At 63.3% G+C, this 25,450-nt stretch carries 31 protein-coding genes; 12 read left to right on the top strand and 19 right to left on the bottom strand.

Annotated features, from left to right (window positions below; all coding sequences use genetic code 11):
* The first annotated feature begins 51 nt into the window (after positions 1 to 51).
* Positions 52 to 339 (top strand): Rdx family protein, encoded by a 288-nt coding sequence (locus tag ACZ5BO_RS09395; RefSeq protein ID WP_025132219.1) that lies wholly within the window; start codon positions 52 to 54, stop codon positions 337 to 339.
* Here ACZ5BO_RS09395 and ACZ5BO_RS09400 read toward each other — a convergent pair.
* On the bottom strand, positions 333 to 1,226 hold the full coding sequence (locus ACZ5BO_RS09400) for a DMT family transporter (RefSeq protein ID WP_025132220.1): 894 nt from the start codon (positions 1,224 to 1,226) through the stop codon (positions 333 to 335). The genes ACZ5BO_RS09395 and ACZ5BO_RS09400 overlap by 7 nt on opposite strands.
* Before the next feature lie 44 nt (positions 1,227 to 1,270).
* On the bottom strand, positions 1,271 to 2,086 hold the full coding sequence (locus tag ACZ5BO_RS09405; protein ID WP_025132221.1) for a helix-turn-helix transcriptional regulator: 816 nt from the start codon (positions 2,084 to 2,086) through the stop codon (positions 1,271 to 1,273).
* A gap of 132 nt (positions 2,087 to 2,218) precedes the next feature.
* On the opposite strand from ACZ5BO_RS09405, the gene ACZ5BO_RS09410 reads away from it, so the two are divergent.
* Complete coding sequence (locus tag ACZ5BO_RS09410) at positions 2,219 to 3,040, top strand: UDP-2,3-diacylglucosamine diphosphatase (protein ID WP_025132222.1); 822 nt, start codon at positions 2,219 to 2,221, stop codon at positions 3,038 to 3,040.
* A 33-nt stretch (positions 3,041 to 3,073) separates the two neighbouring features.
* On the opposite strand, the gene ACZ5BO_RS09415 is transcribed toward ACZ5BO_RS09410, so the two are convergent.
* Both ACZ5BO_RS09415 and ACZ5BO_RS09420 read right to left on the bottom strand, forming a co-directional pair.
* Positions 3,074 to 3,661, bottom strand: a complete 588-nt coding sequence (locus ACZ5BO_RS09415; protein ID WP_025132223.1) for an HD domain-containing protein — start codon at positions 3,659 to 3,661, stop codon at positions 3,074 to 3,076.
* Between the two features lie 97 nt (positions 3,662 to 3,758).
* Complete coding sequence (locus tag ACZ5BO_RS09420) at positions 3,759 to 4,070, bottom strand: Mpo1-like protein (RefSeq protein WP_025132224.1); 312 nt, start codon at positions 4,068 to 4,070, stop codon at positions 3,759 to 3,761.
* Positions 4,071 to 4,229: 159 nt separating this feature from the next.
* Here ACZ5BO_RS09420 and ACZ5BO_RS09425 point away from each other — a divergent pair, with 159 nt between their 5' ends.
* A complete protein-coding gene (locus ACZ5BO_RS09425) occupies positions 4,230 to 5,291 on the top strand; it encodes an AraC family transcriptional regulator (RefSeq protein WP_025132225.1) in 1,062 nt (353 codons plus the stop codon).
* On the opposite strand, the gene ACZ5BO_RS09430 is transcribed toward ACZ5BO_RS09425, so the two are convergent.
* Complete coding sequence (locus tag ACZ5BO_RS09430; protein ID WP_025132226.1) at positions 5,248 to 6,702, bottom strand: TrkH family potassium uptake protein; 1,455 nt, start codon at positions 6,700 to 6,702, stop codon at positions 5,248 to 5,250. The genes ACZ5BO_RS09425 and ACZ5BO_RS09430 overlap by 44 nt on opposite strands.
* A 167-nt stretch (positions 6,703 to 6,869) precedes the next feature.
* On the opposite strand from ACZ5BO_RS09430, the gene ACZ5BO_RS09435 reads away from it, so the two are divergent.
* Positions 6,870 to 7,436, top strand: a complete 567-nt coding sequence (locus ACZ5BO_RS09435) for an NAD(P)H nitroreductase (RefSeq protein WP_025132227.1) — start codon at positions 6,870 to 6,872, stop codon at positions 7,434 to 7,436.
* 81 nt (positions 7,437 to 7,517) lie between these two features.
* Here ACZ5BO_RS09435 and ACZ5BO_RS09440 read toward each other — a convergent pair whose 3' ends face one another.
* From ACZ5BO_RS09440 to ACZ5BO_RS09465, 6 genes are all read right to left on the bottom strand, one after another.
* Entirely contained in the window at positions 7,518 to 8,858 is a 1,341-nt protein-coding gene (locus ACZ5BO_RS09440) for a sensor histidine kinase (RefSeq protein WP_464699388.1), read from the bottom strand.
* A 67-nt stretch (positions 8,859 to 8,925) separates the two neighbouring features.
* Positions 8,926 to 9,363, bottom strand: coding sequence for a Spy/CpxP family protein refolding chaperone (locus ACZ5BO_RS09445; protein WP_025132229.1), 438 nt, complete (start codon positions 9,361 to 9,363; stop codon positions 8,926 to 8,928).
* A gap of 255 nt (positions 9,364 to 9,618) precedes the next feature.
* On the bottom strand, positions 9,619 to 10,296 hold the full coding sequence (locus tag ACZ5BO_RS09450) for a response regulator transcription factor (RefSeq protein ID WP_025132230.1): 678 nt from the start codon (positions 10,294 to 10,296) through the stop codon (positions 9,619 to 9,621).
* A 7-nt stretch (positions 10,297 to 10,303) separates the two neighbouring features.
* Entirely contained in the window at positions 10,304 to 10,714 is a 411-nt protein-coding gene (locus ACZ5BO_RS09455; protein ID WP_025132231.1) for an SH3 domain-containing protein, read from the bottom strand.
* Between the two features lie 110 nt (positions 10,715 to 10,824).
* A complete protein-coding gene (locus ACZ5BO_RS09460) occupies positions 10,825 to 11,124 on the bottom strand; it encodes a YciI family protein (protein WP_464699391.1) in 300 nt (99 codons plus the stop codon).
* 1 nt (position 11,125) lies between these two features.
* Positions 11,126 to 11,722, bottom strand: coding sequence for a septation protein A (locus ACZ5BO_RS09465; protein WP_464699393.1), 597 nt, complete (start codon positions 11,720 to 11,722; stop codon positions 11,126 to 11,128).
* Between the two features lie 87 nt (positions 11,723 to 11,809).
* On the opposite strand from ACZ5BO_RS09465, the gene ACZ5BO_RS09470 reads away from it, so the two are divergent.
* The 6 genes from ACZ5BO_RS09470 to rluB all read left to right on the top strand — a co-directional run bounded on the left by ACZ5BO_RS09470 (position 11,810) and on the right by rluB (position 16,807).
* Complete coding sequence (locus ACZ5BO_RS09470; protein WP_025132234.1) at positions 11,810 to 12,670, top strand: PHP domain-containing protein; 861 nt, start codon at positions 11,810 to 11,812, stop codon at positions 12,668 to 12,670.
* Positions 12,671 to 12,683: 13 nt separating this feature from the next.
* Complete coding sequence (locus ACZ5BO_RS09475; RefSeq protein WP_025132235.1) at positions 12,684 to 13,313, top strand: L-threonylcarbamoyladenylate synthase; 630 nt, start codon at positions 12,684 to 12,686, stop codon at positions 13,311 to 13,313.
* Between the two features lie 120 nt (positions 13,314 to 13,433).
* The gene (locus ACZ5BO_RS09480; RefSeq protein ID WP_177330342.1) at positions 13,434 to 14,132 is read left to right on the top strand and encodes a segregation and condensation protein A; all 699 of its coding nucleotides are present in this window, start codon (positions 13,434 to 13,436) and stop codon (positions 14,130 to 14,132) included.
* Positions 14,133 to 14,144: 12 nt separating this feature from the next.
* The gene (gene scpB / locus ACZ5BO_RS09485) at positions 14,145 to 15,200 is read left to right on the top strand and encodes an SMC-Scp complex subunit ScpB (protein WP_464699395.1); all 1,056 of its coding nucleotides are present in this window, start codon (positions 14,145 to 14,147) and stop codon (positions 15,198 to 15,200) included.
* A gap of 80 nt (positions 15,201 to 15,280) precedes the next feature.
* On the top strand, positions 15,281 to 15,472 hold the full coding sequence (locus ACZ5BO_RS09490) for a DUF1289 domain-containing protein (RefSeq protein WP_025132238.1): 192 nt from the start codon (positions 15,281 to 15,283) through the stop codon (positions 15,470 to 15,472).
* Positions 15,473 to 15,616: 144 nt separating this feature from the next.
* Entirely contained in the window at positions 15,617 to 16,807 is a 1,191-nt protein-coding gene (gene rluB / locus ACZ5BO_RS09495; RefSeq protein ID WP_025132239.1) for a 23S rRNA pseudouridine(2605) synthase RluB, read from the top strand.
* A 75-nt stretch (positions 16,808 to 16,882) separates the two neighbouring features.
* Here the strand turns inward: rluB and ACZ5BO_RS09500 are convergent, their stop codons facing one another.
* A complete protein-coding gene (locus ACZ5BO_RS09500; RefSeq protein WP_464699398.1) occupies positions 16,883 to 17,848 on the bottom strand; it encodes a M29 family metallopeptidase in 966 nt (321 codons plus the stop codon).
* Positions 17,849 to 17,911: 63 nt separating this feature from the next.
* Entirely contained in the window at positions 17,912 to 18,049 is a 138-nt protein-coding gene (locus tag ACZ5BO_RS09505) for a hypothetical protein (protein ID WP_025132241.1), read from the bottom strand.
* A 1,027-nt stretch (positions 18,050 to 19,076) separates the two neighbouring features.
* On the opposite strand from ACZ5BO_RS09505, the gene ACZ5BO_RS09510 reads away from it, so the two are divergent.
* Together ACZ5BO_RS09510 and arfB are read left to right on the top strand one after the other, a co-directional pair.
* Entirely contained in the window at positions 19,077 to 20,498 is a 1,422-nt protein-coding gene (locus ACZ5BO_RS09510; RefSeq protein ID WP_464699400.1) for an amino acid permease, read from the top strand.
* A 168-nt stretch (positions 20,499 to 20,666) separates the two neighbouring features.
* A complete protein-coding gene (gene arfB, locus ACZ5BO_RS09515; RefSeq protein ID WP_025132243.1) occupies positions 20,667 to 21,080 on the top strand; it encodes an alternative ribosome rescue aminoacyl-tRNA hydrolase ArfB in 414 nt (137 codons plus the stop codon).
* On the opposite strand, the gene ACZ5BO_RS09520 is transcribed toward arfB, so the two are convergent.
* The 6 genes from ACZ5BO_RS09520 to phhA form a co-directional block, all read right to left on the bottom strand.
* Positions 21,077 to 22,276 carry an MFS transporter gene (locus ACZ5BO_RS09520; RefSeq protein WP_025132244.1) on the bottom strand — a complete coding sequence of 400 codons (1,200 nt, stop codon included), beginning with the start codon at positions 22,274 to 22,276 and terminating at the stop codon, positions 21,077 to 21,079. The genes arfB and ACZ5BO_RS09520 overlap by 4 nt on opposite strands.
* A gap of 115 nt (positions 22,277 to 22,391) precedes the next feature.
* Positions 22,392 to 22,574 carry a hypothetical protein gene (locus ACZ5BO_RS09525; protein WP_025132245.1) on the bottom strand — a complete coding sequence of 61 codons (183 nt, stop codon included), beginning with the start codon at positions 22,572 to 22,574 and terminating at the stop codon, positions 22,392 to 22,394.
* Positions 22,575 to 22,658: 84 nt separating this feature from the next.
* On the bottom strand, positions 22,659 to 22,790 hold the full coding sequence (locus tag ACZ5BO_RS09530; RefSeq protein WP_256245280.1) for a hypothetical protein: 132 nt from the start codon (positions 22,788 to 22,790) through the stop codon (positions 22,659 to 22,661).
* Positions 22,791 to 22,996: 206 nt separating this feature from the next.
* Positions 22,997 to 24,187, bottom strand: coding sequence for an amino acid aminotransferase (locus tag ACZ5BO_RS09535; protein WP_464699403.1), 1,191 nt, complete (start codon positions 24,185 to 24,187; stop codon positions 22,997 to 22,999).
* Positions 24,187 to 24,543 (bottom strand): 4a-hydroxytetrahydrobiopterin dehydratase, encoded by a 357-nt coding sequence (locus tag ACZ5BO_RS09540; RefSeq protein WP_007930096.1) that lies wholly within the window; start codon positions 24,541 to 24,543, stop codon positions 24,187 to 24,189. Before ACZ5BO_RS09540 ends, ACZ5BO_RS09535 begins: the two co-directional genes overlap by 1 nt.
* Positions 24,544 to 24,613: 70 nt before the next feature.
* A complete protein-coding gene (phhA, locus tag ACZ5BO_RS09545; protein WP_011059947.1) occupies positions 24,614 to 25,405 on the bottom strand; it encodes a phenylalanine 4-monooxygenase in 792 nt (263 codons plus the stop codon).
* Positions 25,406 to 25,450 lie beyond the last annotated feature (45 nt).

A 25,450-nucleotide genomic window follows, 5' to 3' on the forward strand; every position in this document is an offset into this window, starting at 1 on the left:
ATAAAGCCGGCTATTATACCGGCGCCCTTGACCTCAGGAGTCGGCCTTACCATGACTGAACGTAAACCCGAAGTGATCATCACCTATTGCACCCAGTGCCAGTGGCTGCTGCGGGCGGCCTGGCTGGCCCAGGAGCTGTTGAGCACCTTCAGTGACGACCTGGGCAAGGTCTCTCTGGAACCGGCCACAGGCGGCACCTTCCGAATTACCTGCGATGGTGTACAGATTTGGGAACGCAAGGCCGATGGCGGCTTTCCCGAGGCCAAGGTGCTCAAGCAGCGGGTCCGCGACCAGATCGATCCCGAGCGCGACCTGGGGCACAACGATCGCACTCAGTGAGAGGCGGCCTGGGTTTCTACGGCTTTGCTGCCTGAGCTCGCGGACAAGCGACTCGAGACCACGATCGCGATGATGATCAAGGCTCCGCCGAGGAGCATGCGCAGGGTCGGGTTTTCGCCGAACAGCAGCCAGGCCACGGTGATTCCGTAGACCGGTTCCAGGGCAAACACCACCGCCGCGGTGCGGGCCTTGATCACCGCCAGGCTGGCGACGAACAGGCTGTGGGCCAGGCCGGTGCAGAAGATGCCCAACAGGCTGATCCACAGCCAGTCCATCGCCTGCACTTGTCCAAGCTCCGGCGCCGCTACCGGCAGCAGGCACAGGGCGACCACCACGTTCTGGCACAAGGCGGCCTGTACCGCCGGGATCCGTCCGGAGCTGGCACGGTTGTTCAAGGACAGCAGGGCAAACAGCAGCCCCGAGCCCACGGCCCACAACAGGCCGGTGGTGGCTTGGCTGGCGAGGTCGAAGTCCGGGGTCACCAGCACCAGCCCGACACTCACCAGGGCCACCAGGACTATCTCGTTGAGGCGGATCCGCTCGCGGAAGATCAGGCCTTCGAGGATCACCGTGAAGGCCGGGAAGCTGGCAAAGCCCAGGGTGGCGATGGCCACTCCGGCAACTTTCACCGCGATGAAGAAACTCACCCAGTGGCCGGCCAGCAGCAGGCCGCTGAGGAGCAGGCGCCGCCAGTCTCCGGCGGCAAGTTTCTGCCAGGGCGTAGCGCTGGCCAGGCGGGCGAAAAAGCCCAGGGCGAGCACGGCAAAGGCGGCGCGACCGAATACGATCACCGCGGGCGAGGCGGCGGCCAGCTTGCCGAACACGCCGGTCAAGCCAAACATCAGGGCACCGATATGCAGGGCGCCAAGGGCGGTACGGGGAGTCATTTCAATCCTTAGCAACCAGATGATGGCCTTGAACGGCGAGGGGCTCAGTGTACGAGCGGACCTGCGGACTCGTCTGTCGTGATCCTGGCGTTTTTTGTCGAGGGACTCGCGTTTGCCTCTTGCCTGATCAGGCGCGGAGAGTGGCCGAATGCCTTGAGGATCGCCGCGGCAAAGGCGCTCTGGGAGCTGTAGCCTACGCGACTGGCGATCTCACCGATGGGCAGTGCCGATCCGCGCAACAGTTCCTGGGCCATGTGCAGGCGTCGCTGGCGCACGTACTCCATGGGAGTACTGCCGCATTCGATGATGAACCGCGCATGCAGGCGTGCGCTGGACAAGCCGGCGATCCGTGCCAGGTCGGCCACTTGCAGTGGATGGGCAGCATGCCGGTCGATATGGGCATTCAGCGCTGCATAGGGCAGAAGGCGTTCGCCCGGGTGGCTGCAGGCTGCCTGGTTGAGACTGGCCAGCAGCAACACTGCGCCTTGCTGGGCGATCAAGGGATCATCTACCGGGCTGTCCGCCAGCCAATTGACCAGGCGGCTCTGGCGTGGGTCCAGGGCCCGGCGTCGGGGGCTGTCCAGCAGGCGCCGACTGGCCTCGGCGTGACCTGCCAAAGATTGTTGCAGCCAATGCTCGCCAGGTACGTCCAGCACCAGGCAGCGACTGCCCCCGGGGCTGCCGCAGACATGTCGGGCGCCGGCGGGTACCACGACGAAACTTTGCTGCTGCACTTGGCTACCCTGGCCTTCGACTTCGAAGTCGAGCTGGCCCGACAGGCCGAACACCAATTGCGCGTGGTCGTGGCTGTGGGCGATCAGGTCATGGCTGTAGTGACGCAGGGTGAGGATAGATCCCATCACGGTCTCCTTGGCAGGCTGGCAGTTTACACCGGCGGTCGGGGCTTTCGTGCTGTCATCGCACTGCCGCATTTTTGTCATGGGCTATTAATCGCTGGGGCGCAAGCTCGCAAAAAATCCCGGAGAGCGTCCATGACCCATGCCGAACTCGCCAGACCCAGTCGCAAACAACGGGTACGGACCCTATGGATTTCAGACGTGCATCTGGGGACCCGGGATTGCCAGGCCGAGCACCTGGCGCAGTTTCTCAAGGGCTATCACGCTGATCGCGTCTACCTGGTGGGCGACATCATCGACGGCTGGAAGCTGCGGGGCGGCATGTACTGGCCGCAGGCGCATACCAACGTGATCCGCCGCCTGCTGACCATGAGCAAGCGTGGCACCGAGGTGATCTATGTCACCGGCAATCATGATGAGTTCCTGCGCCGCTACTCCAAGCTGATCCTGGGCAACATTCAGCTGGTAGACGAGGCGGTGCATGTCACCGCCGATGGGCGCCAGCTGTTGGTGATCCACGGCGACCAGTTCGATGTCATCACCCGTTATCACCGCTGGCTGGCATTTCTCGGCGATTCGGCCTACGAATTCACCCTGACCCTCAACCGCTGGCTCAATCACTGGCGGGCGCGCTATGGCTACGGCTACTGGTCGTTGTCGGCCTACCTCAAGCACAAGGTCAAGACTGCCGTCAGTTTCATCAGCGACTTCGAGGAAGCCATTGCCCACGAATGCGTCAAGCGCGGGTTGCACGGAGTGGTCTGCGGGCACATCCACCATGCCGAGATCCGCAAGGTGGGCGAGGTGGACTACCTCAATTGCGGTGACTGGGTGGAGTCCTGCACCGCCTTGATCGAGCACTGGGACGGCACCATTGAGCTCTATCGCCTGGCCGATGCCCAGGCCCGCGAAGCCCAGCTCAAGGCCGAGCGCATGAAACTGGCGGAGCCGGCCTGAACCCCGAGGGGGCCGCGAGTCGGGTGGAAGTGCTCAGGTGGAGGACTGTTCCATGGCCGCCTTGTACAGCGATTGCCGGGGTTGGGCGAACAGCCGTTGCAGCATCGGCTCGAAGAAGCTCAGGGGCAGGCTCTCGTAGTCGGGATCGAAGGCCGCTGCGTCGTACTTGGCGCAGAATTCGGCAGTGCGCTGGTACAGCGGGTGCTCATGAAATTGCTCCCGCAGATGACGATCCATGCCCAGGTGATGGAAGAAGTAGTAGCCCTGGAAGATCCCGTGCTTTTCCACCATCCACAGGTTTTCCGGGCTGACGAAGGGTTTGAGTATGGCCGCGGCGATATCCGGATGATTGTAGGAGCCTAGGGTGTCGCCGATGTCGTGGAGCAGGGCGCAGACCACGTATTCCTCGTCGCGCCCGTCCTGCCAGGCGCGGCTGGCGGTCTGCAGCGAGTGGCTCAGGCGATCCACTGGAAAGCCGCCGAAGTCACCTTCGAGCAGTTGCAGGTGTGCCAGGATTCTCGCAGGCAACTGCTTGGCGTAGGCACTGAAGTCCGCAGCGATGATCGCCCAGTCCTCGCGGGTGCCGTCCTGCATATGGGTGAAGCGCGCATGAGCACTCATCGGCCGTCCTCTGGTGGTTATGGGTACATGAACCGAGTGTAGGTCCGAGCCTTGCCACCGCAGTGGCTGTGCGGGACGGCTTACTGTCCAGCGAGGCCTAGAAGGGCACCTTGCCGAGGATCATGTCGCGGTACATGACGAAATCCCCCAGCAGGCTGTACAGCGGATGCTGGAAGGTCGCGGGGCGGTTTTTTTCGAAGAAGAAATGCCCGACCCAGGCAAAGCCATAGCCGGCCACCGGCAAGGCCAGCAGCAGCAACCAGGCGCCTTTGCCGATGGCAAAGGCCAGGAGGAAGATCACCAGGCTGGTGCCGATGAAGTGCAGGCGACGGCAGGTGCTGTCGCTGTGTTCGCTGAGGTAATAGGGATAGAACTCGGCGAAGCTGTTGAACTGTCGGATGTTTTCCATGGCCGCGGTCTCTGTGCTTGTTGTTCTGTGAGCGGATGTTCTGCGGGGAGCCTATTTGAGTCTAGAGTCCCTGGCAGCGCTGGCCAGTGACAATAGGCGCCACTTTAGTATCCTTGGGAAATTGGCCGTAGCATGCGGCTCATCATGTAAGTGCCCGTCATGAGCGAACGAACGACTTCTGCAAGCTGGACCCTGGGAATCGTCAAGGCCCTGGAAATGGATGGCCTGGATTGCCGCATCCTGTTCAAGCAACTGGGGCTCGACTATGGCGCCCTGGAGGATCCCGATGCGCGGTTCACCCAGGACTCGATGACGCGGCTCTGGCAGCGGGCCGTGGAGCTTTCCGGGAACCCGGCGATCGGCTTGAACATGGGCAAGGTGGTGCGTCCGGCGTCCTTTCATGTGGCCGGGTACGCGCTGATGTCGAGCCGTACCCTGGCAGAGGGCTTCCAGCGGCTGGTGCGCTATCAGCGGATCATTGCCGAAAGCGCCGACTTGAGTTTCAGGCTCCTGCCTGAAGGGTATGCGCTGATCCTGACGGTGCACGGCGATCACTTGTCGCCGACCCGGCAAAGCGCCGAAGCCTCGCTGGCCTGTGCCCTGGCCCTGTGCAGCTGGCTGACGGGACGGACCTTGCAGCCGCGCCAGGTGCTGCTGCAAGGGGAACCGCCGGTGGATGTGCAGCCTTACAAGGCGATGTTCCATGCGCCGCTGGTGTTTGCCGCGCCCTTCGATGCGCTGATTTTCGAGCGTGTCGACATGGAGGCACCCCTGCCTACCGCCAACGAGGCCATGGCCTTGCTGCATGATCGTTTCGCCGGGGAGTACCTGGCACGCTTCTCCGAGAGCCGGGTGACCCACAAGGCCCGGCAGGTGCTGTGCCGCTTGCTGCCCCAGGGCGAGCCCAAGCGGGAAGTGGTCGCGCAGACCCTGCACCTGTCTCAGCGCACCCTGCAACGCCGCCTGCAGGAGGAGGGCACCAGTTTCCAGGCCCTGCTCGACGACACGCGCCGGGAGTTGTCGGAGCAATACCTGGCGCAGCCGGGCATGACCTTGCTGGAAATTGCCTATCTGCTGGGGTTTGCCGATCCGAGCAATTTCTTCCGGGCCTTCCGCCGCTGGTTCGACGTCACGCCCGGCGAGTACCGGGCGCGGTTGCTGGCGGTATCGGCGCCGATCAATGACGCCAGAATGCCGGAATGCACAGCACGAACACCGTGATGATCTCCAGTCGGCCCAGGAGCATGCCCAGGGACAGGATCCACTTGGCGGCGTCCGGCAGGGTGGCGAAGTTGCCGGCCGGGCCAATGGTCTCGCCCAGGCCCGGGCCCACGCCGGACACGGTGCTGGCAGCGCCGGTCAGCGCGGTCATCCAGTCCAGGCCCAGCAGGGACAGGGCCAGGGCGATCATGCAGATGGTGATGGCGAAGAAGAACGAAAAGGTCAGGATCGAGCGGACGATTTCCTCATCCAGGCGATGGCCATTGTACTTCTGCTTGATCACTGCTCGCGGGTGGATCAACTGATTGAGGTTGGCCTTGAGCAGGATGTAGGCGACCTGGAAGCGGAAGATCTTGATCCCGCCGGCGGTTGAGCCGGAGCAGCCGCCAACGAACCCCAGGTAGAAGAACAGCATCAGCGAGAAATTGCCCCACAGGCTGTAGTCGCCCAGGGCAAAGCCGGTGGTGGTGACCACCGAGGTCACGTTCAGCGCCACGTGGCGCAAGGCGTCCAGCCAGTGCAGGTCGGTGGTCCACCAGTACCAGGTGCCGAGCACCAGCCAGGTCACCAGCAGCAGGCCGAGCAGGCCCTGGACCTGCTGGTCCTTGATCAGCGCCCGACGGTTGCCCCGCAAGGTGGCCACGTACAGGGCGAACGGCAGGCTGCCGAGGATCATCACCACCACCGCCACCCAGTGCACCGCGGGCTGCTTCCAGTGGGCCAGGGATTCGTCGGAGGTGGAGAAACCGCCGGTGGAAATCGCCGACATGGCATGGTTGATGGCATCGAATACGTTCATCCCCGCCCACCAGAAGGCCAGGCTGCCGAAGATGGTGATGCCGACATAGGTGGCGACGATCAGCCGCGCCACCATGTGCGAACGTGGCATGACCTTTTCCGAACGGTCCGAGGATTCGGTCTGGAACAGGCGCATGCCGCCGATGCGCAACAGCGGCAGGATCGCCACCGCCATGCCGATGAAGCCGATGCCGCCCAGCCAGTGCAGCAGCGAGCGCCACATCAGGATCCCCGGGGACATGTTGTCCAGGCCGCTGAGCACCGTGGCACCGGTGGCCGTGATACCGGACATGCTTTCAAAGAACGAGTCGGTGTAGCTGATGTGCTGGGTCAGCAGGAATGGCAGGGCGGCAAAGATGCACACCACCACCCAGCTGGACACGGTCAACAGGTACATGTCCCGCGGGCGCAGGTGAATGTGCTCGGGACGCCCGGGGATCACCAGGGCCAGGCCGGCGATGAAGGTGATCATGCTGGCCCAGAGGAACGAGGGCAGGTCGCCGGTGCGTTCGAAGATCACCAGTGTCGCCATCGGCACGACCATGGCGATGGCCAGAGTGATGAGGAAGATGCCGATGATGAAACCAATGATCCTTAAGGTCGGCAACGCCATGTGTTCCGCTCGGGCTGGTAAGAGAAGGGCGCCCATTCTACCTGCGGGGCGGGGCATGTAAACCGCCAGCCCGTGTCGGGCCCTGGGCGGCGGTACTCAGCGACGCGGCTCGTCAACCAAGGTCAACCCCCCTAGAATAGCCGGACATTTTTTTCAGGAGGTGGCCGATGGAGGCTCTCGACGCTTTGCTCAACCGTGTTTCCGTGCCGCGCCTGGTGGAGCCTGCGCCCACCGCTGCACAACGGGAGGCAATGTTCGCCGCCGCCATGCGGGCGCCGGATCATGGTCAATTGCGCCCGTGGCGGTTTCTGACCGTTGAGGGCGAGGCCCGTGACCAGTTGGGCGAGCTGCTGGTGCAAGCCGTGCAATTGCAGGGCGGCGAAGTGACCCAGGCAGCGCTGGACAAGGCGCGGGCGATGCCTCTGCGGGCTCCGCTGGTGGTCGTGGTGGTGGCTCGCTTGCAGGATCACTTCAAGGTGCCCAGGTCCGAGCAGTTGCTGGCGGCGGGCTGTGCGGCCCACGGCATTCTGCTGGCGGCCTACGCCCAGGGGGTTGGTGCGGTGTGGCGCACTGGCGAGTTGTCCTATTCGGCCCACGTGGCCAAGGGCCTGGGCCTGGCTGCGGACGAAGAGATCATTGCCTTCCTGTACCTGGGCACGCCGTTGAACGAGCCGCGGGTCGCGGCGAAGGTCGATACCGGCGAGTTCGTCAGCGCCTGGACCGGCAAGGCCTGAGTCTTGCCGTAAGCCTTGCAGGAAGATCGCGGGCAAGCCGTTGCTGCACAATATTGCAGCCACCGCTTGCCCGCGTTGCGTTCAGGCCTGCACCACGGCTCCCGGTGCCAGGGGCAGCTCCAGGGTGGCGATGAAGCCGCCCTGGCGGTGATTGTCCAGGAGCAGGCGTCCGCCATGGCGCTCTGCGGCACGCCGGGCGATGGCCAGCCCCAGGCCGTGGCCCGGAGCATTCTGTCCTGGGGCTCGAAAGAACGGCTCCCCCAACTGGTTCAGGTGCTCGGCTTCCACGCCGGGCCCGTGATCGCGCACGCTGATCAGGATCCTGTCACCCTGGCGCCGGGCCAGGACTTCGATCGGTTGCCCGGCCGGGTTGAAGCGCTGGGCATTGCGCAGCAGGTTGTCCAGGGCCCGTTCGAGCATGGTCGGCCAGCCCCGCAGGCTCAGCTGCGCCTGGGCATCGATCTGTACAGGCTGTTCAGGGCTGGCCAGTTGGGCGTCCTTTCGCAGGGCCAGCAACAAGTCGTTGAGGTCCACTTCTTCGGCGCTGGCGTTGTCCGCATCGACCCGGGCCAGCACCAGGATCTCGCTGATCAGGGCTTCCAGGCGGTCACACTCGCGGGTCAGCCGGGGCCAGAGCTTTTCGCGCTCTTCGGGGGCTGCCCGCTCCGCCAGCGCCAGGGCAATGCGCAGCCGCGCCAGGGGCGAGCGCAGTTCGTGGGAAACGTCCCGCAGCAGTTGGCGCTGGCTGCCGATCAGGCTTTGCAGGCGTGACCCCATGCGGTTGAAGTCACGGGCCAGCACCCCGAATTCGTCGCGACGGTTGGCCAGGCGCGCCAGGCTGTTCTGCTGGTAGCTGGCTTGGCCCAGGTCGTGTACCGCGCCGCGCAGGCGACTCAAGGGGCGGGTGATGGACAGGGTTACCAGCAGGCTGAACAGGGTCAGTACCACCAGGGCGATCGCCAGGGCGCTGAGGGGCCAGGTCAGGCTGTCGCGGTGCCAGGCATCCAGCTCCGGGTGCGGAATGCGGTAGATGAACAGGTAGGTGTCGCTGGTCTTCGGGCTGGTGTATTCCGCCGTCAGGCGCCGCCAGGGCAGGTGTCGGTCATCGTTGTTCTGCCGGGCCTCGAAGGCCGCGGCGCGGCGCGGGAAGGTCCCGCGTACCAGCGGGTCGCCGCTTTCGTTGAGGACCTGGACGTCGATGTGATACTGGCGCTTGCGCTGCTGGAGAATATCCTGGGCAGCGTCTTCACCTTGCGTCTCGTAGGTTTGCGTCCATTCCTCGGCCAGGCTGTTGAGGCCGGGATGGCGGCTGAGAATCCAGGCATCCTGGTTGAGCATGTGCCCGAGCAGGATCGACAGCCCTGCAACCAGGGTGATGGCCAGCCAGAAACTGGCCAGGATGCGCCAGAACAATGAACGCACAGGAACTCCTCGAACGTGAAAAAGCCCAGTGGGGGGAGACCACTGGGCTGGGATGAACGCTAACGTATTATTGCGCCTTTTGCGGTTGTTGCGCCTTCCACTCTTTGAACTGGGCCCATTCGGCGCGACGTTCTGCTTGTTTCTTGACGATAGTGTCGAACTCTTTCTGCTGCTCTGGCTTGAGCAGGGCGCGGATGTCGGCCTGGGTTTTCTGCTGCTTGGCGGCCATTTCATCTTTCATGGCTTTCTGGTCGGCCGGCGAGAGTTTCTCCAGGTACTTTTCCACGACCGCCTTGCGATCGTGCATTTGCTCGCCCATCAGCTTGCCGATCTGCTGACGCTGTTCGCGGCTCAGGTCCAGTTGGCTGAAGGGGCCTTTGCCGCGCATGTGTTCACTGTGGCGAGGGCCGTCCATCGGCCCCATCGGGCCGTTGCCTTCAGGCATGGCCATGGCCACGGTCGGCAGGGCGGCGGCGAACATCAGAGCGATCAGGGTCTTGCGCATGGTGTATCTCCTTGTCTCGTTCCCGGTGAGTTCCGGATGAGTTCAGGTTACGCAGATCAAGGTCAGCGGCGGTCAGCGGAGGGTAAAGCTTGAGTAAAGAGGGCAATCCATCGCGCTGACAAAACCCGCCGCGCTGATCGTTGACAGGGACGTTGGCTGTGGGGTTCGCAGGTGGGGCCGTGAGGGGGCTGGAGGAGGGGAGCAGGCCTGGCGCCGCTGGCCGGTTGATGGCGCTGCGGTGCCAGGGCATCGGGATTACAGGCTGTAGTAGTAGCCACGGCTGCGCAGGGCAACGATCCGGGGCCGGCCGTCGGCGTGCGGGCCAATCTTCTTGCGCAGGTTGCTGACGTGCATGTCCAGGCTGCGGTCATACAGGGTCAACTTGCGGCCCAGGGCAATCTGCGCCAGTTCCTGTTTGTCCAAGGGTTCGCCGGGCTGCTTGAGCAGGGCTTCCAGCAGGCGGCTCTCGGAAACCGTGAGGCTGATGTCCTGGTCGTCGATGTTGACCACGCCGCGCACGGGGCTGAAGCACAAATCCCCCAGCTCCATCTGGCTGGAGGCCGCCACCGGATGACTGCGCCGCAGCACGGCCCGCAGGCGGGCGGTGAGTTCGCGAGGGTCGCAGGGCTTGGCCAGGTAGTCGTCGGCGCCCAGTTCCAGGCCGAGGATCCGGTCCAGGGGCTCGCCCCGGGCCGAGAGCATCAGCACCGGCAGGTCGGGGTGGTCGTTGCGCAATTGCTTGAGCAGTTCCAGGCCGCTGCCGTCGGGCAGCATCACGTCCAGCACCACGGCCGCCGGCGCGGTCTCGGCCAGGGCCCGGCGGGCGCTGAGGCCATCGTGGCAGGACTGTACCTGGAAACCTTCCTGGCCCAGCCAACTGCTCAGGAGCTCGCACAGCTCCTGGTCGTCATCAATCAGTAACAGGTCGCTCATGAATCACTCAATTTAGCCATTGTCGACGCTTGCGATGTCCGCCACTGGCAAAGATACCGCAGAGCAGAGCCACCAGGGCCACACCGCCACCGGTGACGAACCATTGCTGCTGATCGGTCAGCAGGCGCGGTGCAGGATTGGCCAGGGTCTCCTTGAGCTGCAGCTTGAGGCGCTGGTTCTCCTGGCGCAAGCGCGCCAGCTGCGGGCTCTCCCGCTCGGCATCGGCATTTTGCAATTGTTTGCTCAATTCATCACGCAGGCGCTCGCTTTCCTTCAAGCGTTGCTGCAACTCGGTGATCTGGCTGCCGGCGCTCAGTGACAGCGGCGTCGAGTGGCCCGATTCCTGGGTTTCTTCGGCAAGGGCCGGAGCCCCGATCGACAACATGACCAACAGCAGGCACAGCGGACCTTGGCGCATCGAAACTCCTGATTCCAATCGAGTGTTGGGCAGGTTGTCGGCCGTCAAACGAGAATAATGAGCGATTGAGAACGCGATGAACCGCGAAGGTTCACCGCGCTGCGCAGGGCTTAAGGCAGGACTTGCTTGAACGGTTTGACCAGTACGCTGGCGTAGACGCCGGCGGCCACGTAAGGGTCGGCGTCGGCCCAGGCCTGGGCGGCACTCATAGAGTCGAACTGGGCGACGATCAGGCTGCCGCTGAAACCGGCGGCGCCGGGGTCATTGCTGTCCACCGCCGGGTGCGGGCCGGCCAGTACCACGCGACCTTCGGCCTTGAGCTGCTGCAGGCGCTCCAGGTGCGCCGGGCGTGCGGTCAGGCGGTTTTCCAGGGAGTTGGCGACGTCTGTGGCAATGATTGCGTAAAGCATGTCAGTCCTCGGCTTTCGGGGTGGTGGGATCGGTGTCATGCAGGTGGCGCGACAGGTAGACACCCTGGCCCACCAGGAACAATACGGTCATGCCCAGGCTGCCGAAGACCTTGAAGTCGACCCAGATGCTCTGGAAAGTGAAGGCGACGAACAGGTTGGCCGCGCCACAGAACAGGAAGAAGGCGATCCAGGCGATGTTCAGGCGCGTCCAAACCGGGTCCGGCAGGGTCAGGGCATGGCCCATGATGCGCTTGATCAGCAGGCGGTCACCGATGAAGTGACTGCCGATGAAGGCCAGGGCGAACAGCCAGTTGACCACCGGGGCTTTCCATTTGAGGAAGGTTTCGCTGTGGAAGGCCAGGGTCAGGCTGCCGAAGACCAGACAGGCGATCAGGGTCAGCCACTGGCTTTTTTCCAGCTTGCGCTGGGAAATGAACAGCGCGCCATACACCACCAGGGAGCTGATGATCAGCACCGCCGTGGCGCTGTAGATGCCGCCCAGAGTGACTTCGTGACCGGCAAGGTCGACGACGCGGGGATCGATTTTGTAGACGATGAAAAACAGGAACAGCGGGATGAAGTCGATGAATTGTTTCACAGTGGCAGCCAGAAGCAGGATGTGGCGGCATAATAACAAACATCCTAGGTAGCGAAAGCGCCAGCTGACTTGAGGTTTTAACGTCCCGTGAATGTTGATTTGCACTGCCATAGCACGGCCTCCGACGGCGCCCTGGCGCCCGCGGTACTGGTTGCGCGTGCGTTCGAGAAAGGCGTGCGAGTCCTGGCCCTGACCGATCACGACACCCTCGAAGGCCTGGACGAGGCCCGCCAGGCGGCGCAGCAGCTGGGCATGCAGCTGGTCAATGGCGTCGAACTGTCCTGCACCTGGGGTGGCGCGACCATCCATGTCCTGGGTTATGGGTTCGATACCAACGCCCCGGCCCTGGTGGAGGCAATCGCCAAATTGCACGACGGACGCTGGCTGCGCTCCGAGGAAATCAGCCGCAAGCTGGCCCTCAAGGGCATGCCGGGGGCGCTGGAGGGCGCCCGGGCCATCCAGCAGGAGCTGGGGGACAGCGGCAACGCGCCGGCACGCCCGCACTTTGCCGACTACCTGGTACGTGCCGGGTTCGTGAAGGACCGTGCCGAGGCTTTTCGCAAGTGGCTGGGGGCCGGCAAGCTCGGAGACGTGAAGCAGCATTGGCCGACCCTGGAAGAAACCGTCGGTACCTTGCGTGCTGCCGGCGCCTGGGTCAGCCTGGCCCACCCCTGGCATTATGATTTCACCCGCAGCAAGCGCCGCCGTCTGATTGCCGACTATATTCAAGCCGGTGGCCACGCCATCGAGGTGGTCAATGGCCACCAGCCTGCGGAGCAAGTGGGCAGCCTGGCTATTCTTGCTCGTGAATTCGGACTGCTGGTCAGCGCCGGCAGTGACTTTCATGGCCCAGGAGGCTGGTCCGAGATCGGCGAGTACCGCCCGGTGCCGGAGGACCTGCCGCCGCTATGGTGTCGGTTCAAACATGACCCAATTATTGCCGCCTGAACAGGTAGAGACAGTGAGTCAATTTTTCCAGATCCACCCGGAAAACCCACAGCCACGCCTGATCAAACAGGCCGTCGAGATCATTCGCGGCGGTGGCGTGGTGATTTATCCCACGGACTCCTCCTACGCGGTCGGCTGCCAGATGGGCGACAAGGGGGCGATCGAGCGCGTGCGGCGCTTGCGCCAGCTGGATGACAAGCACAACTTTGCGCTGATCTGCAGCGACCTGTCGCAGTTGGGCCTGTTCGCCAAGATCGACACCGGCACCTTCCGCCTGCTCAAGGCCCACGTACCGGGGCCCTACACCTTCATTCTCAACGCCACCCGCGAAGTGCCGCGCCTGCTGCTGCACCCCAAGCGCCGCACCATCGGCTTGCGGGTGCCGAGCAACCCCATTGCCCTGGCGCTGCTGGCCGAGCTGGGGGAGCCGATGATGAGCGTCAGCCTGATCATGCCCGGCGACACCGAAGCGTTGAGCGACCCTTATGAAATGCGCCAGTTGCTCGAGCATCAGGTGGACCTGATCATCGACGGCGGTTTCGGCAGTACCGAGTCGTCCACGGTGATCAGCCTGGCCGATGGCGAGCCTGAGCTGATCCGCGCCGGTTGCGGCGATCCGGCACCTTTCATGGCCGAAGCCTAGATGTCCGCAGTGGAAACCGTCGACGAGCAGGCCGGCGCCCAGCAGGAGCTGCCCTTCGCCATGGTCTATGGCCAGGCGGTCATGGAAATGCCCCTGGACCTGTACATCCCGCCCGATGCCCTGGAAGTCTTCCTCGAAGCCTTCGAGGGCCCGCTGGACCTGCTGCTGTACCTGATCCGCAAGCAGAACATCAATATCCTCGACATTCCGGTGGCGGAAATCACCCGCCAGTACATGGGCTATGTCGAACTGATGCAGTCGGTGCGCCTGGAACTGGCCGCCGAGTACCTGGTGATGGCGGCCATGCTCGCCGAGATCAAGTCGCGGATGCTCCTGCCGCGCTCCGCCGAGGTCGAGGAAGAAGAGGATGACCCGCGGGCCGAATTGATCCGCCGCCTGCAGGAGTACGAGCGCTTCAAGGCCGCTGCCGAAGGCATCGACGGCCTGAGCCGGGTTGGCCGCGACGTGCTGGTGCCCAAGCTCGACGCTCCGCAGGCCCAGGTGCGCAAGCTGCTGCCGGATGTGGCTCTGGAAGAGCTGCTGATGTCCATGGCCGAAGTGCTGCGCCGTGGCGACATGTTCGAAAGCCATCAGGTCAGCCGCGAGGCGTTGTCGACCCGTGAGCGCATGAGCGATGTACTGGAGCGGCTCAAAGGCGGCGGCTTCGTGCCCTTTGTCGAGCTGTTCACCGCCGAGGAAGGGCGCCTGGGGGTGGTGGTGACCTTCATGGCGATCCTCGAACTGGTCAAGGAATCCCTGGTCGAGCTGGTGCAGAATGAGCCCTTTGCGGCCATCCACGTACGGGCGCGAGCCGAATAACGAGCTTAAAACATGAATCTGAATGAACCCCGCGAGCTGGCGTCCCTGCTCGAAGCCTTTCTGTTGGCCTCGGGAAAGCCCCAGTCCCTGGAGCGCCTGTTCGAGCTCTTCGAGGAGGCCGAGCGGCCGGACCCGGCGGTCTTCAAGAAGGCCCTGACACTGCTGGGCAAGTCCTGCGAGGGGCGCGCTTTCGAGCTCAAGGAAGTTGCTTCCGGCTATCGCCTGCAGATCCGCGAGAAGTTTGCCCCCTGGGTGGGCCGGCTGTGGGAGGAGCGTCCCCAGCGCTATTCCCGTGCCATGCTGGAAACCATGGCCCTGATCGCCTACCGCCAGCCCATCACCCGCGGCGAGATCGAGGACGTGCGCGGCGTTGCGGTCAACAGCAACATCGTCAAGACCTTGCTCGAGCGCGAGTGGATTCGCGTGGTGGGCTACCGTGACGTGCCGGGCAAGCCGGCGATGTTCGCGACCACCAAGGCTTTTCTCGATCACTTCAACCTGAAGAACCTCGACGACTTGCCGCCCCTGGCCGAGCTGCGGGAGATCGAGGCCGAGCCGGTGCTGGAGTTCGACGATGCGCCGGTGCCCGAGCACCTGCAGCAACTGGCCGATGCCAGCGCCGAGCCGGAGGAGCCCAAGGAGGAAACCAGCTTCCACACCCTGTTGCTGGAGCTGGATTCGATGGAGGAGGGGATCAAGACCGACTTCGACGACCTGCACCGCGAGGGCGCGCCGGACCTGGCGGATGATCTGGGCGCCGAGGCGCAGCCTCAGGCGATGGCCGGCGATGACCTGGCAGCACCTCTGGCATCGCTGGAGGATCAGTACGAGACAGGCGAATGGTCCGAAGGCGATCCGGGCGAGCAGACCAGCCCCCCGGTAGAACCTGGGGACGAGCCGTCGGTCGAAGCGCAAGAGGATGTGCTCGGCGTGGCCGAGGCCCGGGCCAGGTTGCTGGCCGCAGTGGCTGCACTGGAGCCGCCGGCACCCGAGTTGAGCGAAGAAGAGGCTGAAGCCCTGGCCTTGGCCGAGGCGATTGAAAACGAACGCCGCCTGCTGGACGACTGACCCCGCCGGGACGCTGCTGGTGCGGGGTTGAGCGGGTGGCCTGTGCTGTAGCGGCGTCCGGATCGTTAGCGAGGTGAGCGATGAGTTTCAGCAAGGATCCCTGTATCAGCGTCTGCAAGTTCAGCGATGACATCTGCATCGGCTGCGGCCGCAGCAAGCGCGAGATCAAGGCCTGGAAGAAACTCGACAAGGCCGAGCGCCGCCAGGTGCTGGCCGAAGCCGCGATGCGCCTGCTGCAGTTACGCGCCACCGGCCGGCGGAAAAAACCGTGAGCGGTGACTTATCAACTAGTCTGTGATGCGCAACCGCCGCCATGAGCGTATGATTCGCGACCCTTTGGCGATCCCTTCGCCACAGAACCTGTTTTCTACCCTTCAGGCTGCTCGGCCTGAAGCGACACACCGGGAGGTGCCCAGATGAGCGATACCGATCAGAACGACCAGGAAATCCGTCCAGCCGGCGAGAAACTGCAGAAAGTCCTCGCCCGTATCGGCGTGGGCTCGCGCCGCGACGTGGAATCCTGGATCAGCCAGGGCCGGATCAAGGTCAACGGCAAAGAGGCCACCCTGGGCCTGCGCGTCGACCTGCATGACGCCATTTCCATCGATGGCAAGGTGATCAAGCGTGAAGAGGCCGCCGAATCGGTGCGCCGGGTGATCATGTACAACAAGCCCGACGGCGAGATCTGCACCCGTGACGACCCGGAAGGCCGTCCGACCGTGTTCGACAAACTGCCGCGCCCGAAGGAAGGCCGCTGGATCAATATCGGCCGCCTGGACATCAATACCACCGGCTTGCTGATGTTCACCACCGACGGTGAGTTGGCCAACCGCCTGATGCACCCGTCCTATGAAATGGACCGCGAGTACGCGGTGCGCGTACGTGGCGAAGTCGACGACGAGATGATCGAGCGCCTCAAGGCCGGCGTCATGCTCGAAGACGGCCCGGCCAAGTTCACCGACATCAAGCAGGCGCCCGGTGGCGAAGGTTTCAACCACTGGTATCACTGCGTGGTGATGGAAGGTCGCAACCGTGAAGTACGTCGCTTGTGGGAATCCCAGGGCCTGGTGGTCAGCCGCCTGAAGCGTGTGCGTTTCGGTCCGGTGTTCCTCAACTCCGACCTGCCCATGGGCCGCTGGCGTGAAATGAGTCAGTACGAAGTCGACATCCTCAGTGCCGAGGTGGGCCTGACTCCAGTGGCGCTGCCGCAACTCAACGCCAAGTCCAAGGACAAGCTGGAGCGCATGCAGCGCAAATCCTCGCGTCCGGTGGGCAAGAGCGAACGCGTGCGTACCTTGCGCCCGGCCAACGCTGCACCGGCTTCGCCCCGTGCCTCCCGCGAGCCGCAGATCGAAGGCGAGCGCCCAGGGCGCAAGCCGGCGGCCCGCCAGGATGGCGAGCGCGCGCCGCGTGCTCCGCGTCCGGCAACCGGTCGTGGTACCCCGGTGGCCGAGCGTCCGGTGGACAGCAAGCGTCCGGCCAAACCGGCGCCGAAGTCCAAGCGCCCAAGCCTGGTGCTGGACAAGGACGCGCCGTCTGGCAAGCGCCGTGGCGCGCCGGCCGGTACTGGTCAGCGTCCAGGCTTTGGTCGTCGCAAGCCGGAATAATCCCCGGCCCGCACACCAGAACGCCAACCTCAGGGTTGGCGTTTTTTTTTGCCTTGCCGCACCCGCTCGTTGTGCCTAGAACGCGAACTGGCCGTCGAACACCGGCTTGTTGTCCACCGCCAGCACCCCGGCGCTGAAGATCAGGTCCAGGTGATGGCTGCCCTTGGCTCCGCCCCCGAGCCCCAGGTGCAGGCCGCAATGACGCTCTTCGAAGCCCGAGTTGCGTCCGTACAACGACTTGATGCCTTCGTTGGTGCCAATCCCCAGTTCCTCGATGCGCCGGTTCGACGGGTTGGCGTCCAGGTACTTGTTGAAGTCATTGGCCAGCCCGGGAATCTGGGTGGCCACCTGGCGAATGCTGGAGTTTTCGATCCACAGCTCCAGGGGGCTCTGCAACACCCCGTATTTGCGGGCGAAGGGGATGGTGCTGAGGAAGGTGCCGAGAAACTTCACATGGCCATTGATCGCGTCGCTGTGGGTGGCTATTTCCCCCGGTGCCAGGTCGTAGTTGCCCACGCCGTTGATGTCGGTCCACTTTTTCACACTGTGCAGCGGTGCTTCGAAATACGAGCCCTGGGGGTCGCTGAAGCTCAAGGTGCTGGCCTGGGACAGCCGCCGGATCAAGGTGGCATTGAGGTCGGCGATGCGCTGGGGCTCGACGCTGAAGGTGTCGTAGAAGTAGTCGCCGTAGTCCTTGAACAGCAGGGACTTCTTCCAGTGTTCGGCCATCAGCCCATGCAGTGGACGGAGGAATTCCGGGCCGTCGGGACGTGGTTGGGGCAGGGTCGAGGAATCGTAGAAGAAGATGTACAGGTCGGCTTCGGTGATGGCCTGGGCGAGGGTCTCGGCCGGCTCCAGATCCAGGCGCAGGGCACTTAAGGCCAGCGCCGTGGAAGGGCGCGATTGCTCGATGATGGCGCCGGCGATCGCCTGGTATTCGGCGGTATGGCCGATCACGACCTTTGCCGACGGTGTGCCGCTCAAGGCCGGGTGGCGTTCGAGGTAGTACAGGAAATGACGGATGGCGCGGGACTGGTCCATAAAACCTCCCTGGAGGACAAAAGTGACCGGGGCAGGCGCCAGGCCTGCCCCGGTCCGGGCGCCTTACATCGGCCACATCGCCGTGCCAAAAGGCACCACGGCATCGGCCTGCATCATTTCCACGGCTGCTTCATGGGTGGTGGCTTCGAACCAGTCGTCCAGTTGCAGTTCGGTTTCCAGATCTTGTTCCAGTGTTTGCATGGTGAATCTCCTAGATGACGTTACGCCTAGCAGTCCATTGGCGGAGCGAATTCACAGTGGCGAACGGGACAGTTGCTGACGCTGCTGGTTCGCTCCCTGGCTTGCCGGAGATTGGCGCCGGCAAGTGGCTGGAAACCTAGTTCAGGGGATTTTGAAGTGCAAAAAAATAATTAGATTATTTTCTACTGAACTTTATTTTCTATTTTTCACGCGAAAGATTTATTGCCTGAAAACAAAAAGCTAAGGCTTTGGTCCGGGCTGGGTTGTTGCGGTGTCAATTTGCAGTCAGTGGCCCGTTGGATCTGCAGTGGCAATTTTGCGTTACGGGTTGTAAAGAGAGTTTTACGAAATATCCCTTCGTGGGCCCTGAATCCATCAGGTGCGATGCGCTGTAAGGAAATGCTGCCGCCCGGCGCCGCTACAGTTGGCGGCCGAGGCTCTGGGCCGCTTGTTCCACGGCGCCAAGGCAGGTGAGATGCACACCTGCCTGCGTACAGGTGCATAACAAGAAGGAGGCGCAATGAACGCCGAAACGGATTTTTACCCCTACCCTTCGAAGGGCGATGGTCATCGCTCATTCATCGACGACCCCACTCGGTCTGTCCTTTTTTGCGCCGCCGATGCCAAGCATCGAGCAGGCCCCGCGAGATCCCGGTTACCGGCACGCTGAAACAGCGGTGTCTGGCAGCAGGGGGTCAGGGGTGTACAATGCGCGGCGTTTTAACTGTGACTCAACTGCGTACCCGCGCATTTTGCGCCCGAACAGCGTTTTCGGCGTGCCTTCCATGGCACTGAAAACATCCCTGCCGGGCCAATAAACTCAAGGTTATCCACCTTGTTCACTCCGCCGCGTCACGAGCGTGGTGGGTTCGATTTCGTCACAGATAAAAACAAACAGGTGACGCATGACCGTTAAGAAAACGCTGAACTTCTGGTGCCTGCGCTGGGGTTTGATCCGTGCCGCTTAAGCCTTCACCGGGCGGTAACGTCTTGCAAACATCATCAAACCTTGCGTGAGAATCTTTTCATGAGTGGACAAAACTCGCAGTCGGGCGAGCTGAAACGCGGCCTGAAAAATCGCCATATCCAATTGATCGCCCTGGGTGGCGCGATCGGTACCGGCTTGTTCCTGGGCTCGGCCGGGGTGCTCAAATCCGCTGGCCCGTCGATGATCCTCGGCTATGCCATCTGCGGCTTCATTGCCTTCATGATCATGCGCCAGCTGGGCGAGATGATTGTCGAAGAACCTGTGGCCGGCTCCTTCAGCCATTTCGCGCACAAGTACTGGGGCGGTTTCGCCGGGTTCCTCTCGGGCTGGAACTGCTGGATCCTCTACATCCTGGTGGGCATGTCGGAACTGACCGCCGTCGGCAAGTACGTGCACTACTGGTGGCCGGAAGTGCCGACCTGGGCCTCGGCTGCGGTGTTCTTCGTGATGATCAACGCGATCAACCTGGCCAACGTCAAGGTCTTCGGCGAAGCCGAGTTCTGGTTCGCGATCATCAAGGTGGTCGCGATCGTCGGCATGATCGCCCTGGGCAGCTACCTGCTGGTCAGCGGCAGTGGCGGCCCGCAAGCCTCGGTGAGCAACCTCTGGGAACACGGTGGTTTTTTCCCCAATGGCGTCAGCGGGCTGGTGATGGCCATGGCGATCATCATGTTCTCTTTCGGTGGCCTGGAAATGCTCGGTTTCACCGCAGCTGAAGCCGACAAGCCGAAAACCGTGATCCCCAAGGCGATCAACCAGGTGATCTACCGCATCCTGATCTTCTACATCGGCGCCCTGGTGGTGCTGTTGTCGCTGACACCGTGGGACAGCCTGCTGGTGACCCTGAATGCTTCCGGCGACGCCTACAGCGGCAGCCCGTTCGTCCAGGTGTTCTCGATGCTGGGCAGCAACACCGCGGCGCACATTCTCAACTTCGTGGTCCTGACTGCGGCCCTGTCGGTGTACAACAGCGGCACCTACTGCAACAGCCGCATGCTCCTGGGCATGGCCGAGCAGGGCGATGCCCCCAAGGCCCTGGCCAAGATCGACAAGCGCGGCGTGCCGGTGAGGTCGATCCTCGCTTCGGCGGTGGTGACCTTCGTCGCGGTGGTGCTCAACTACCTGATCCCGCAGCATGCTCTGGAACTGCTGATGTCCCTGGTGGTGGCGACCCTGGTGATCAACTGGGCGATGATCAGCTACTCGCACTTCAAGTTCCGCCAGCACATGAACCGCAGCGGCCAGACCTCGCTGTTCAAGGCCCTGTGGTACCCCTACGGCAACTACATCTGCCTGGCGTTCGTGGTGTTCATCCTCGGCATCATGCTGATGATCCCGGGCATCCAGATCTCGGTGTACGCGATCCCGGTGTGGGTGCTGTTCATGTGGGTCTGCTACGTCATCAAGAACAAGCGCAGTGCCCAGCACTCGCTGCAGGTAGCCAGCCCCTCGCTGAAGTAAGCGCGACCCTGGCGACGACAGACCCGGCTCCGGCCGGGTTTGTCGTTTCTGGCCTGCGCCGCAGTCCACTGGCCAGTGCGCGGGTTGAGGTCTGAAGAGGGCAAGCCGGTGCCTACGAAGCCGGGGAATGGGGGTATCCTGTGGCCCCTGAAAACGGATACCTGTTCCATGCTGGTGATTTCCAACAACGTGCACCTGCCGGATGCCGAGATCGAGTTGACTGCCATTCGCGCGCAGGGTGCGGGCGGGCAGAACGTCAACAAGGTTTCCAGCGCCGTGCACCTGCGCTTCGACATTCCGGCCTCGTCGCTGCCGCCGTTCTACAAGGAGCGCCTGCTGGCCCTGAGTGACAGCCGGATCACCAGCGACGGGGTGATCGTCATCAAGGCCCAGCAATACCGCACCCAGGAACAGAACCGTGCCGATGCTCTGGAGCGCCTCACCGAGCTGATCCTGGGGGCCATCAAGGTCGAGAAGAAACGCCGTCCGACCAAGCCGACCCTGGGGTCGAAAAAACGTCGCCTGGAATCCAAGGCCAAGCGCGGCAATATCAAGGCCGGCCGCGGCAAAGTGGATTTCTAGGGCGCAGGGCGGGCCTGGCGCTGCCTGGGTGCCTGGCGATACAAGTACAGGCTCAGGGCCAGGCCGCAGCAGGCGGCAATCGCGGCGAACAGAAAGATCGAGGCAAAGCCGAAGCCGGCGGCAATCGCCCCGGCCAGTGGCCCGGTGATCCCCAGCGACAGGTCGATGAACAGCGAGTAGGCGCCGACAGCCGCGCCACGGCTGGAGGCCGGCACCAGGTTCACCGCTTCCACCCCGAGGGCGGGGAACACCAGGGAGAAGCCAAAACCGCTCAAGGCCGCGCCGGCCAGCGCCCAATGAGCATCGGGGGCTTGCCACAGCAGCAACAGGCCGAGGGTTTCCACCGACAGGCAGGCAATTGCCACGCGAAAGCCGCCAAGGCGGTTGATCAGGTTGCCGAACAACAGCCGCGCACCGATGAAGCTGGCGCCGAACAGGCTCAGGCACAGCACGCCGTTGGACCACTGCTGGCTGGCGTAGTAGAGGGTGATGAAGGTGGCGATGGTGCCAAAGCCGATGGAGCCCAGGGCCAGTCCGCAACCGTGGGGGAAGACCTTGCCCAGGACATGGATGAATGGCAGGCGTTCACCGATGACGATCGGCGCGGCCAGCTTCGGCCAGGCCAGCAGGAGCCCCACCAGGGCCAGCAGGATGATGCTCACGCCCATGCTCCACAGCCCCAGGTGATCGACCAGCATCGCCCCCAAGGGCGCGCCGATGGCCAGGGCGCCGTAGCTGGCGATGCCGTTCCAGGAGATCACCTTGGCAGTGTTCTGCGCGCCGACCCGGCCGATGCCCCAGCCAATGGCGCCCGACCCCACCAGGCTTTCTGCGCTGCCCAGCACCAGGCGGCCCACCAGCAGGCTGGCCAGGCTCAAGCCGGGAAGGTCGTGCAGCCAGGCCGAGAGCAGCATGAACACGCCGCTCAGGCCGCAGCCGGCCAGGCCGTACATCACCGCGAGCTTGCAGCCCAGGTTGTCGATGATGCGCCCGGCGTAGGGGCGGCTGAGCAGGGTGGCCAGGTACTGCACACTGATCACCAGGCCGGCGATCACCGCACCGAAGCCCAGGTTGCTGTGGACATAGCCCGGCAGTACCGCCAGGGGAATGCCGATATTCAGGTAGCCGATAAAGGTGAACAGGACGATGGAAACGACTTGCAGCGTGACCGCCAAGGGGCGCTGGGTATCTGGCATGGGAGGGTCCACGGCGACAGCTGAATAGATAGGCTGCTTATGATACCGATGTGAACCAGGTCGCAGGGGGAGAAATCGACGCGATGTTCGGATCTTTACCGATATCGGCCTGGAATCAAGCGTCCTTGGGCGTCAGCAACTGGGTGGTGACCAGGGCCGCGAGGGCGTTTTCCTGGGTGCCGAAACGGGCGAGCAGGGCGGCCTGTTTGTCGGCGCTGAGGCGATTCCACACCTCGATCATTTTTTCCGCGGTGCCGATCAGCACGCTGGCCTGGGTTTCGCTGAAGGAGTCGGTCATGGTTCGGCGGGGCTCGGGGGAGGGTTTCAGGCGGTGTGGAAAGCGCTTGAGTAGCGCTTTCCACACGGTCTGGTTACAGCTCTTTCAGTCTTCGCTGTCGGCCTTGCGGCTGTCGGCGGCTTCTTGCACTACAGGCTTTTCGGCACTGGCTTGTGGCGGGGTTGTCTGCTCAGTTTCGTGCAGGCTTGGGAAGGGGAGATTCGGGATCTCATGCATGTCGTTGCTCCTCGCAAAGTCTGTTTTTTAAATCGCTGGGTAGATCCGCGCTTTTAAAAAGCCTGGGAAGGATACAGCACTGGAAATGACAAAAAGATTTTTCTCGCGGTTTTTGAGATGAAAGGGATTTCATCAAGCGGTCAAAAGGGCTGAATGTGCCGGCAATGACCACCAGCAGGTGGCCATTGTCGGCAAGCAGAGCCTTGTTACACGACCTTGGCGATGGCCTCGGCCAGCAGGGCCAGGCGGGTCTCGTCGATCCCGGCCACGTTGGCGCGGCCGGAGCTGACCATGTACACACTGTGGTGATCACGTAGCGCCTGCACCTGAGTCGGGCTCAGGCCGGTGTAGGAGAACATCCCGCGCTGCACCCCGATATGGGCGAAGCGCTCGGCCAGGCCGTGGGGCTGCAAGGCTTCCACGAGGCCGGCCCGCAGTTGCGCAATGCGCTGGCGCATGGCTTCCACTTCCTCGGCCCAGAGGCGCTTGAGCTCGGTGTCGCCCAGGATGGTGGCAACCACCGCAGCGCCGTGATCCGGTGGTGTCGACCAGAGGTTGCGAGCGATGTGGGCCAGCTGGCTGCGCACATCGGTCAGCTTCTCGGCGTCTCGGGCGCAGACGATCAGCGCACCGGTACGGTCGCGATACAGGCCGAAGTTCTTCGAGCAGGAGCTGGTGATCAGCAGTTCCGGCAGTTGCTCGGCGAACAGTCGCACCGCCCAGGCATCCTGTTCCAGGCCGTCGCCAAAGCCCTGGTAGGCGAAGTCGATCAGCGGCAGCAGGTTGCGCTTGCGTACCACTTCCAGCACCCGTTGCCAGTCGGCCTGGCTCAGGTCGAAGCCGGTGGGGTTGTGGCAGCAGGCGTGCAGCAGGACCACGTCACCCTGTGGCACCTGGTTCAGGGTCGCCAGCATCGCCTCGACATCCAGGCGGTTGTCGCTGCCCACGTAGGGGTAGTGGCTGACCTTGATCCCGGCGGCGGCAAAGATGGTTTCGTGGATCGGCCAGGTCGGGTCGCTCAGCCAGATGCCCCGGCCCGGCAGGCACTGGGCGATGAACTCGGCGCTCAGGCGCAGGGCGCCGGTGCCGCCGGGGGTCTGGGTGGCGCCGGCACGCTGCTCGGCGATCAGCTTTGAATCGCTGCCCAGCACCAGCTCATTGATCACCTTGCCGAAGGCCGCGTCGCCGTGGCCACCGATGTAGATCTTGGTGGTCTGGCGATCCACCAGGCGCTGCTCGGCCAGCTTCACCGAGTGCGGAATCGGCGTCAGTCCCTGGGAATCCTTGTAGACCCCTACGCCGAGGTCGAACTTGTTCGGGTTGGGATCGCTGGCGTAGGCCCCCATCAGCCCGAGAATCGGGTCGCCGGGAACACGGCCGATGGCATCGAAATGCATTACTTGCGTCCTTCTGCGGTCTTGGCCACTTCGTCGGTGCGCGCGGCCATGATGAAGTCGTTGCGGTGCAGGCCCTTGATCGAGTGGCTCCACCAGGTCACGGTGACCTTGCCCCATTCGGTGAGCAGGCCTGGGTGATGGCCTTCGGCTTCGGAAATCTCGCCCATGGCATTGGTGAAGGCCAGAGCGAACTTGAAGTTCTTGAACAGGAAGACTTTCTCCAGCTGCATCACGCCGTCGCGCACTTCGATGTTCCAGTCGGGGATCTGCTTGATCAGTACCGGCAGTTCTTCGTCGCTGACTTGAGGGGCATCGGCGCGGCAGGCTTCGCAATGGGCTTGGTTCAGAGCGGTCATGGTGTATTCCCAGGATTCAATTCTTGTTGGACGTTACTATTTTTCGCAGCGGCTCGCGAGTGCGAGCCGCTCAGGCCGCCTTGGGTTTTGGCGGAAACTTGGGAGCGTGCAGGCCCAACTGCATGCCCTGGTGGACCAGGGCCATGATGTCTTCATGGGCCAGATCGAACAGGCGCTTGAGATTGGGCAGGGTGAAATAGATCGGCTGCAGGATGTCGATGCGATACGGCGTGCGCATGGCTTCCAGCGGGTCGAAGGCCTGGTGCTCCGGCTCTTCGGACAGGCTGTACACCGTCTCCTTGGGCGAGGACAGGATGCCGCCGCCATAGATGCGCCGCCCGGCCGGGGTGTCCACTAGGCCGAACTCGATGGTCATCCAGTACAGGCGCGCCAGGTACACCCGTTCTTCCTTGGTGGCTTGCAGGCCGAGCTTGCCGTAGGTGTGGGTGAATTCGGCGAACCAGGGGTTGGTCAGCAGCGGGCAGTGACCAAAGATCTCGTGAAAGATGTCCGGTTCCTGCAGGTAGTCCAGCTCTTCGCGGGTACGGATGAAGGTGGCCACCGGAAAGCGTTTGCTGGCCAGCAGTTCGAAAAAGGTCTGGAAGGGAATCAGTGCCGGAACCCGGGCTACTTGCCAGCCGGTGGTCTCGCCCAGCACCTTGTTGATTTCACCCAATTGGGGAATGCGGTCGTGGGGCAGTCCGAGCTTGTCGATGCCGTCCAGGTACTCCTGGCACGCCCGGCCCTCGATCACTTTCAGCTGGCGTGTGATCAGGGTGTTCCACACCGCGTGTTCTTCGGGTGGATAGTCGATAAAACCTTGCGCGTCGGGCTCGCGGGCCACGTACTGCGTCTGCTTCATGCTGCTCTCCTGCCAGGGGATGCGTTCTTGTTATGTGTGACCCCA

This window comes from Pseudomonas sp. FFPRI_1, from assembly GCF_055384485.1.

What these genes read in the sequence shown, in the direction of transcription:
- ACZ5BO_RS09505 (WP_025132241.1), bottom strand. Translation starts at nt 18,049, where the DNA reads ATGCAAACACTGGAACAAGATCTGGAAACCGAACTGCAACTGGACGAC.
- ACZ5BO_RS09415 (WP_025132223.1), bottom strand. Translation starts at nt 3,661, where the DNA reads ATGAGTGCTCATGCGCGCTTCACCCATATGCAGGACGGCACCCGCGAG.
- ACZ5BO_RS09510 (WP_464699400.1), top strand. Translation starts at nt 19,077, where the DNA reads ATGAGTGGACAAAACTCGCAGTCGGGCGAGCTGAAACGCGGCCTGAAA.
- ACZ5BO_RS09520 (WP_025132244.1), bottom strand. Translation starts at nt 22,276, where the DNA reads ATGCCAGATACCCAGCGCCCCTTGGCGGTCACGCTGCAAGTCGTTTCC.
- ACZ5BO_RS09395 (WP_025132219.1), top strand. Translation starts at nt 52, where the DNA reads ATGACTGAACGTAAACCCGAAGTGATCATCACCTATTGCACCCAGTGC.
- ACZ5BO_RS09500 (WP_464699398.1), bottom strand. Translation starts at nt 17,848, where the DNA reads ATGGACCAGTCCCGCGCCATCCGTCATTTCCTGTACTACCTCGAACGC.
- ACZ5BO_RS09450 (WP_025132230.1), bottom strand. Translation starts at nt 10,296, where the DNA reads ATGAGCGACCTGTTACTGATTGATGACGACCAGGAGCTGTGCGAGCTC.
- ACZ5BO_RS09435 (WP_025132227.1), top strand. Translation starts at nt 6,870, where the DNA reads ATGGAGGCTCTCGACGCTTTGCTCAACCGTGTTTCCGTGCCGCGCCTG.
- ACZ5BO_RS09525 (WP_025132245.1), bottom strand. Translation starts at nt 22,574, where the DNA reads ATGACCGACTCCTTCAGCGAAACCCAGGCCAGCGTGCTGATCGGCACC.
- rluB (WP_025132239.1), top strand. Translation starts at nt 15,617, where the DNA reads ATGAGCGATACCGATCAGAACGACCAGGAAATCCGTCCAGCCGGCGAG.
- phhA (WP_011059947.1), bottom strand. Translation starts at nt 25,405, where the DNA reads ATGAAGCAGACGCAGTACGTGGCCCGCGAGCCCGACGCGCAAGGTTTT.
- ACZ5BO_RS09400 (WP_025132220.1), bottom strand. Translation starts at nt 1,226, where the DNA reads ATGACTCCCCGTACCGCCCTTGGCGCCCTGCATATCGGTGCCCTGATG.
- ACZ5BO_RS09540 (WP_007930096.1), bottom strand. Translation starts at nt 24,543, where the DNA reads ATGACCGCTCTGAACCAAGCCCATTGCGAAGCCTGCCGCGCCGATGCC.
- ACZ5BO_RS09455 (WP_025132231.1), bottom strand. Translation starts at nt 10,714, where the DNA reads ATGCGCCAAGGTCCGCTGTGCCTGCTGTTGGTCATGTTGTCGATCGGG.
- scpB (WP_464699395.1), top strand. Translation starts at nt 14,145, where the DNA reads ATGAATCTGAATGAACCCCGCGAGCTGGCGTCCCTGCTCGAAGCCTTT.
- ACZ5BO_RS09420 (WP_025132224.1), bottom strand. Translation starts at nt 4,070, where the DNA reads ATGGAAAACATCCGACAGTTCAACAGCTTCGCCGAGTTCTATCCCTAT.
- ACZ5BO_RS09535 (WP_464699403.1), bottom strand. Translation starts at nt 24,187, where the DNA reads ATGCATTTCGATGCCATCGGCCGTGTTCCCGGCGACCCGATTCTCGGG.
- ACZ5BO_RS09425 (WP_025132225.1), top strand. Translation starts at nt 4,230, where the DNA reads ATGAGCGAACGAACGACTTCTGCAAGCTGGACCCTGGGAATCGTCAAG.
- ACZ5BO_RS09530 (WP_256245280.1), bottom strand. Translation starts at nt 22,790, where the DNA reads ATGCATGAGATCCCGAATCTCCCCTTCCCAAGCCTGCACGAAACTGAG.
- ACZ5BO_RS09410 (WP_025132222.1), top strand. Translation starts at nt 2,219, where the DNA reads ATGACCCATGCCGAACTCGCCAGACCCAGTCGCAAACAACGGGTACGG.
- ACZ5BO_RS09430 (WP_025132226.1), bottom strand. Translation starts at nt 6,702, where the DNA reads ATGGCGTTGCCGACCTTAAGGATCATTGGTTTCATCATCGGCATCTTC.
- ACZ5BO_RS09490 (WP_025132238.1), top strand. Translation starts at nt 15,281, where the DNA reads ATGAGTTTCAGCAAGGATCCCTGTATCAGCGTCTGCAAGTTCAGCGAT.
- ACZ5BO_RS09445 (WP_025132229.1), bottom strand. Translation starts at nt 9,363, where the DNA reads ATGCGCAAGACCCTGATCGCTCTGATGTTCGCCGCCGCCCTGCCGACC.
- ACZ5BO_RS09460 (WP_464699391.1), bottom strand. Translation starts at nt 11,124, where the DNA reads ATGCTTTACGCAATCATTGCCACAGACGTCGCCAACTCCCTGGAAAAC.
- ACZ5BO_RS09405 (WP_025132221.1), bottom strand. Translation starts at nt 2,086, where the DNA reads ATGGGATCTATCCTCACCCTGCGTCACTACAGCCATGACCTGATCGCC.
- arfB (WP_025132243.1), top strand. Translation starts at nt 20,667, where the DNA reads ATGCTGGTGATTTCCAACAACGTGCACCTGCCGGATGCCGAGATCGAG.